Origin of the sequence: Streptomyces niphimycinicus (assembly GCF_018883605.1) — a bacterium.
GTDB classification, from domain to species: domain Bacteria; phylum Actinomycetota; class Actinomycetes; order Streptomycetales; family Streptomycetaceae; genus Streptomyces; species Streptomyces niphimycinicus.
This window is the reverse complement of the sequence record NZ_JAHLEM010000267.1, coordinates 24032-30460: the sequence shown is the minus strand read 5'-3', so window position 1 is coordinate 30460 and position 6429 is coordinate 24032. Positions and strand designations below refer to the sequence as shown.

General features: G+C 72.6%; 6 protein-coding genes. 1 reads left to right on the top strand and 5 read right to left on the bottom strand.

Annotated features, from left to right (window positions below; translation table 11 throughout):
* The coding region (locus KN815_RS23730) for a hypothetical protein (protein ID WP_216343957.1) at nucleotides 1-434 on the top strand (434 nt) is incomplete at its 5' end.
* A 287-nt stretch (nucleotides 435-721) separates the two neighbouring features.
* Here KN815_RS23730 and KN815_RS23725 read toward each other — a convergent pair.
* From KN815_RS23725 to KN815_RS23705, 5 genes are read right to left on the bottom strand one after another with little or no spacing between them, the layout of a single operon-like run.
* The gene (locus tag KN815_RS23725) at nucleotides 722-1495 is read right to left on the bottom strand and encodes a sugar phosphate isomerase/epimerase family protein (protein ID WP_216343956.1); all 774 of its coding nucleotides are present in this window, start codon (nucleotides 1493-1495) and stop codon (nucleotides 722-724) included.
* The gene (locus KN815_RS23720; RefSeq protein WP_216343955.1) at nucleotides 1492-3435 is read right to left on the bottom strand and encodes a DUF2264 domain-containing protein; all 1944 of its coding nucleotides are present in this window, start codon (nucleotides 3433-3435) and stop codon (nucleotides 1492-1494) included. The genes KN815_RS23725 and KN815_RS23720 overlap by 4 nt, the downstream gene beginning before the upstream one ends.
* Nucleotides 3436-3483: 48 nt before the next feature.
* Nucleotides 3484-4464: a hydroxyacid dehydrogenase gene (locus KN815_RS23715; protein ID WP_216343960.1), complete on the bottom strand. Its 981-nt coding sequence runs from the start codon at nucleotides 4462-4464 to the stop codon at nucleotides 3484-3486.
* 47 nt (nucleotides 4465-4511) lie between these two features.
* Nucleotides 4512-5426 (bottom strand): carbohydrate ABC transporter permease, encoded by a 915-nt coding sequence (locus KN815_RS23710; protein WP_078639216.1) that lies wholly within the window; start codon nucleotides 5424-5426, stop codon nucleotides 4512-4514.
* Nucleotides 5426-6373, bottom strand: coding sequence for a carbohydrate ABC transporter permease (locus KN815_RS23705; RefSeq protein ID WP_216343954.1), 948 nt, complete (start codon nucleotides 6371-6373; stop codon nucleotides 5426-5428). Before KN815_RS23705 ends, KN815_RS23710 begins: the two co-directional genes overlap by 1 nt.
* Nucleotides 6374-6429 lie beyond the last annotated feature (56 nt).

Here is a 6429-nt window from a genome sequence, read left to right as displayed (position 1 = left end):
CGGTCGCGGCGGCGGTGGGCGCGCTGCTGACCGTCGCCGGCTGCGGCGGCGGGGACGGTAAGGCGGACGCCAAGGCGGAGACCGGGGGAAACGCCGCCCGGCCGAGCGCGAGCGCCGCGCCCAGGGCCGCGCGGGTGGAGCAGCTCGCCTCGGCCGCCGGGTGCGAGCCGGAGTTCACCACCAAGGTGGACGACTACCGGCAGGCCGTCTGCGAGAGCGCCAAGGGCAAGTTCGTCTTCCTCGACTTCGTCACCGCCAAGGGCCAGCGCGACTGGCTGGAGACCGCGCAGATGTACGGCGGGGTCTATCTGGTCGGCAACCGCTGGGTGCTGTCGTCCTCGCCCAGGAAGAACATGGAGAGGCTCCGGGACGAGTTCGGCGGCACCATCGAGGAGGGCACGTCCTACGGGGGCGCCTCCCGCGCGCCCCGGTGAGGATCGTTCCCCTCCCCGCCCCTTCCCTCAACTGGGGCTCCGCCCCAGACCCCGCTCCTCAAACTCCCCCAGCTACCGCTGGGAGGTGCCCCCTGGAGGGGCTGGAAGGCAGGGACGGAACCCCAGTCCGAGGTCTGGGGGACGAAGCCCCCGCCCCGAGCTCGAGGCGGAGCGCCGGCCGGGGTCTGGGGGCGCAACCCCGGCCCGGGGTCTGGGGCGGAGCCCCAGTTTCGGGAAGGGGCGGGGAGGGGAGCGGCCCGCCGCAGGCGCGATCCCCCGGGCACCCCCTACACGTCGGCGAGCGCCCGCAGCGTGGCCGCCTCCCGCGGCAGCAGCCGCTCGTCGTCCTCCGGTACGAACTCCAGCAGGACATCCTGCGGCGGACCGCCGGAGACCGCGGCGCGGTGCGTGTGCAGCCGCTCGAAGGCGCTGCGCCACAGCGGGGCGCGGGCGGTCAGCGGCAGCCGGGTGGTCCCGGGCCACCAGGAGAAGGCGTGCACCGCGGCGATCCGGTCCCCCAGCGCGTCCAGCCCCTTCAGCGCCTCGGCGTCGGGCATGTCGACCGGCGGCTGCCAGTAGGTGGCGACCTCCGCGCGGTCCACCTCGTCCAGCAGCCGGAGGGTGTGGTCCGCGCCGTCGGTCAGGGTGTTGCGGTGGAATTCGTAGGCGAGTTCCACCCCCGCGTCCGCGGCGAGCGCGGCGGCGCGCCGGGTGTGCTCGACGACCGCGCGGCGCCCCTCGGGCGGGGTCTGCCGGGTGCCGGTGGCGCCCGCCCAGATCCGGATGCGCGGGGCACCGAGCGCCACGGCGGAGCGCAGCACCGCGTCGAACTCCTCCGGGTCGCTCCGCCCGGCGCGGTAGTAGGAGCCGTACGAGGCGACGGCGAGCCCGGCGGCCACGGTGGCGTCGCGGACCCGCCGGGCGGTGTCCTCGTCGCCGGGCGGCACATGGACATCACCTCCCCATTCGACGCACTCCAGGCCCGCCCCGGCCACGGCGGCGATCACCCGGTCCGGGTCGAGCCGGCGCAGCGTCACCGAGCAGATGCCGAGCCGCGTCATGCGCCCGCCTCCGTGACGGTGGGCGCGCCGCCCGCGCCGAAGTCCACCACGACGCCTTCGCCGTCCGGCAGCCGTACGGTGACCGCGAGCCCGTTCACCTCGGCGGTGGCGAGATCGGCGAGCGGGGCCGGGTCGCGTTCGCCGGTGAGCGAGGCCAGTGCGACGAAGAGGGTGCCGGCGGGGTCCTCGCCGACGGTGCCGGTGAGTTCGGGGACCAGGGCCCATGGCCCGTACGCGGTGCCCTGCGGCGCCCGGACCGCGGTGGCGGTCGCCCAGCCGTGCAGTCCGAGGAGCTGACCGGTCACCTCTTCCCCGTCCAGCCGTATCTCGGCGCCCTGTTCGGTCTCCGCAGGGGAGCCCGGGGGCAGTGCGACGGCCCAGCCGGTGTGGTGGATCCGGGTCCCGGCGGGGACGCCGACCGCGCGGTGGACGCGCACTTCGAGCCGGCCGCGGACCAGGGTCAGGCTGTCGACGCGCATCGAGGGCACCTTGGGGCCGGCGTCGGGGAAGGCGGGGGTGTGGGAGGAGGCGAGCCAGTCGGGGCCCGCGGCCAGCGGGTGGATGCGCAGCCGGGCGCTGCGCGCTCCGCGCACCTCGATGGCGATGTGGTTGTCGGGGGTGTTGTCCGCGCTGGTGGGCCCGGTGCGGGTGGAGTAGGCGAGCCGGGCGTAGAGCGGGTCGGCGGGTCCGTGCTCGGCCTCCCAGGGGCGGAGCTTGTAGCTGCCGTGGTTGTGCAGCCGCACCAGCCCGTCCCGGCCCGTGGTCTGGACGAGGAACCCGGCGGCGGGCAGCGCCACCGCCCGGTCCGGGCCCTCGGCGGGCGCGGCCTCCTCGGTGGCGGTCCACACCGGATGGTCGGGCGGGAGCAGCAGGCCGAGGAACCCCTTGGCGGCCCAGTAGGGCGAGCCGGGCCCGGAGTAGCGCTGGAGGGTCGCGGCGTGCGGCCCGTACCAGCCCAGGCTCAGCACCCCGTCCTCGGTCAGCGCCCCGCGGTCCAGGAAGTGGCGCAGCGCTCCGCTGAGGACGCGGCGGGTGGCCCCGGGGGCGAGGGGGGTGTGGCCGGTGAGGGCGCCGAGGGCCACCGAGGCGACGGCGGCGAAGCGGTAGGTGAGGGAGCGGCCGTGGTGGATGGGGGCGCCGTCGGCGTCGAAGAGCAGCGAGAAGCCGTCGAGGAAGGTGCGCAGCCGGGGGCCGAGCCGGTCCAGCAGCGTTTGGTCGGCGGCCAGATGGGCGTGGAGCAGCGGGTACATGTGCAGCGCCCAGCCGTTGTAGTGGTCGAACGACCGCCCGTCGCCGTCGGAGTACCAGCCCTGGCCCTCGTACCAGCCCTCCAGGAGGCCGAGCCCCCGCTCGATGGCGCGCGCCGTCTCCGCGTCACCGCGTCCCACTGACTGAAGGAAACCGGCGACGGTGAGGGGGAAGAGATACCAGTTGTTGGGGGCGGGCTGGTGGCGCAGCGCACCGCGCAGCCACTCCTCGGTGCGGTCCTGGGCGTCGGACGGCAGGGCCTCCCAGGTCCACGGCGCGGTCAGCCGCAGGCCCAGGGCCACGGACGCGGACTCCACCATGGGCTGGCCGTGGGCGCCGTGATGGCCGATCACCGGCCAGGACTCGGCGTCCTCGCGCCCGGGGGTGAGGGTGCCGCGGGCGATGCCCGCGGTGTAGCGCTCCAGGAAGCCGTGCTGGCCCTCGCCCGCGGCCCCGGCGGTGCGGAAGGCGGCGAGGAGGAAGGTGCGGGCGAACCCTTCGAGCCCGTCGGAGCGCACCCCGGACCTCGACGGGGGGCCGGGCAGGTCGATCAGGCCGTGGCCGGGGGTGGCGTAGCGGAGGGCGGCGTGCAGCATGCCGTCCGCCGCGGCCTCCCAGTGGGCGCGGGTGTAGCCGGTGTGGGGGCTGAGGGTGCGGTCGTCGGCGGGGAGGAGGAAGGGGAGCTCGGGCATGGCGGGGTGGGCCTCCTGGGGGCGCGGGGCGTGAGAGGGCGCGTCCTCTCACGCCGAGCGGTCGAGGATCTCCGGTCGTACGGGGTGGGCGAAGTCGCGGCCGGTGACATAGTTCTCGATCTCGCCGATGGCCAGGTCGGCCAGCCGGCGCAGCTCACCGCTCTTGGATCCGGCGATATGCGGGGTGATCAGCGCGTTGTCGCAGTCGTACAGCGGTGAGGCGGCGGGCAGCACCTCCGGCACGGTGACATCGAGGACGGCGCGGATCCGCCCGGCCACCAGCTCCTCGGTGAGCGCCTCCTGGTCCACCACCGCCCCGCGCGCGGTGTTGATGAGCGTGGCGCCGTCCGGCATGGCGGCCAGCAGCTCCCGGCTGACCAGCCCCTCGGTGGCGGGCAGCAGGGGGGTGTGGACGCTGATGACATCGCTGCCGGCGAAGAGTTCCCGCAGGCCGACCTGGACCGCGCCGAGTTCCCGCGCCTCCTGAGCGGTGACATACGGGTCGTACAGCCGCAGGTCGAGGTCGTACGGGCGCAGCAGTTCGAGCACCCGGCGGCCGATGACGGAGGCGCTGAGGATGCCCACCGTGCGGCGGTAGTTGCCGGCGTCCGGATAGCGCTCGTTCCAGTCGATCGTGCGCCGCTCGGCGCGGTAGTCCCGGGCGATGTCCAGGATCCGCTTGTTGGACAGCAGGATCATGGCGACGGTGTATTCGGCGACGGGTACGGCGTTGGCCGCGGCCGCCGAGGAGACCGCGATACCGCGCTCCCAGCAGGCGTCGGTGATGTGGTGGCGCACGGTGCCCGCGGTGTGGACGACGGCGCGCAGCCGGGGCGCGGCGTCGAGTGCGCGGCGGTCCAGGGGCGGGCAGCCCCAGCCGGTGACCAGCAGTTCGGCGTCGGCGAGGGCGCGGCCCGCGGCCGGGGTGGTGAAGTCGTCGAGGACGAGGCCGGGGTCGAGGTCGAGGAGTTCGGTGAGCCGGTCCATACTCCCGGATCCGAGCACCTGCCGGGCGGAGCGCTCGGCCATGGCCAGGGCGGCCCGGGGGCGGTGGCGGGCGGCGAGGTGCGGGTCGGTCACTTGACGCTCCCTGCGGTCAGTCCGGACTTCCAGTAGCGCTGAAGCATCACGAACGCCACGATCAGCGGCACGACGGCGAGCAGTGAGCCGATGACCACGAGGGGGTAGTACTCGGGCGAGACGGTGGCGGCGCTGTTCCAGGTGTAGAGGCCGAGGCTGAGCGGATACAGGTGCTGGTCGGAGAGCATCACCATCGGAAGGAAGAAGTTGTTCCAGATGGCCGTGAGCTGAAAGAGGAAGACGGTCACGAACCCGGGCCCGAGCATCCGCAGGCTGACCCGCACATAGGTCTGGAGTTCGCCCGCGCCGTCGACCCGGGACGCCTCCAGCACCTCGTTGGGCACATAGCCGCTGCTGAGCAGGCGGGCGAGATAGACGCCGAAGGGGTTGAAGAGCACCGGGATGAACACCGACCAGAAGGTGTTGACCATGCCGATGTTGGAGGCCACCAGATAGAGCGGCAGGGCCAGCACGGTCGGCGGCACCATGACGCCGGTGAGCACGAGGCCGAACAGCTTCTCCTTGTGCCGGAACTCGTATTTGTCGAAGGCGTAGCCCGCGGCGACGCTGATGAGCGAGCCGACCAGGGCGCCGACGACCGCGTACAGCAGGCTGTTGACGTACCACTCGCCGTAGAGTCCGCCGTCCATGGAGAACAGGTCGGAGAGGTTGCGGCCGAAGGAGAAGTCGCCGAAGGAGAGGATGTCGCTGCCGAAGAGGGCGTCGGCGTTCTTGGTGGACGCCAGCACCAGCCACAGCGCGGGCAGCATGGTGTAGAGGGCGGCGATCAGGACCACCGCGTTGGCGATGCCACGGCTGGTCAGCTTGGAGCGCCCGAAGGGCTTGCCGAGCGGTCTGGCCGGCGGTCCCTGGGGGGTGTTCACGGGGGTGGTGGGTGTGGTCGTGGTCATCACGCTCTCCGTTCCCGGCGGCCCGACCAGCGCGTCACGATGTACGACAGGACACAGGTGACGATCAGAAGAATGATGGAGGCCGCGGAGGCGAGTCCGTAGTTGTTGCGGCGGAAGGCCGCGTCGTAGATGTACATGTTGGGGGTGAAGCGGGAGTTGACCATCGGGGTGGCCTGGTTCATCAGCATGGGTTCGGTGAACAACTGGAGCGCGCCGATCAGGGAGAACATGCACACCATGACGACGGAGCCCCTGATGATGGGCACCTTGACCTGGAGCGCGGTGCGGATGCCCCCGGCGCCGTCGATGGTCGCCGCCTCGATCACCTCACGCGGCAGCGCCTGGAGCGCGGCATAGAAGATGATCATGTTGTAGCCGAGTCCGCTCCACAGGGCGATATTGACGATCGACGGAAGCACGGTGTGCAGACCGAGGAAGTCGATGGTGATATCGGCCTGGGCGAAGAGTTTGATCACGGGGCTCAGCCCCGGGGTGTAGAGGTACAGCCAGATGACGGCCGCGATGATGCCGGGCACGGCGTGCGGCAGATAGACCAGCATCTGCGCGGTCCGCCGCAGCCGGACGAGGCCCGAGTCGAGCAGCAGGCCGAGCGCGAGCGCGCTGATGACCACGAGCGGGACGAAGATCACGCAGTACAGGGCGATGGTGCCGAACCCGGAGAGGAAGCTGGGGTCCTCCAGCACCGAGAGATAGCTGCGCAGTCCGGTGAAGACGGTGCGCCCGCCGCCGAAGCCGAGCCCCTCGTGGTCCTCGGAGAAGAGGCTGAGGTAGATGGCGTAGCCGACGGGGACCAGGAACACGCCGACGAGCAGCGCCGTGAAGGGGGTCAGCAGAACGGCGGCGGCGACCCTCTGCTGGCGTCGCTGGGTTCTGCGGGGCGGGCCGGCGGCGGCCGCCGATGGCGGCGCCGCCCCTTTCGAGGACATGACAGTGCTCATGGATTACCTCGGCTCAGGCGGGATGAGGTGCGGCTCGGGGTGAG

Coding starts and splice junctions, on each gene's coding strand:
- KN815_RS23725 (WP_216343956.1), bottom strand. CDS start 1,495: ATGACGCGGCTCGGCATCTGCTCGGTGACGCTGCGCCGGCTCGACCCG.
- KN815_RS23720 (WP_216343955.1), bottom strand. CDS start 3,435: ATGCCCGAGCTCCCCTTCCTCCTCCCCGCCGACGACCGCACCCTCAGC.
- KN815_RS23715 (WP_216343960.1), bottom strand. CDS start 4,464: ATGGCCGAGCGCTCCGCCCGGCAGGTGCTCGGATCCGGGAGTATGGAC.
- KN815_RS23710 (WP_078639216.1), bottom strand. CDS start 5,426: ATGACCACGACCACACCCACCACCCCCGTGAACACCCCCCAGGGACCG.
- KN815_RS23705 (WP_216343954.1), bottom strand. CDS start 6,373: ATGTCCTCGAAAGGGGCGGCGCCGCCATCGGCGGCCGCCGCCGGCCCG.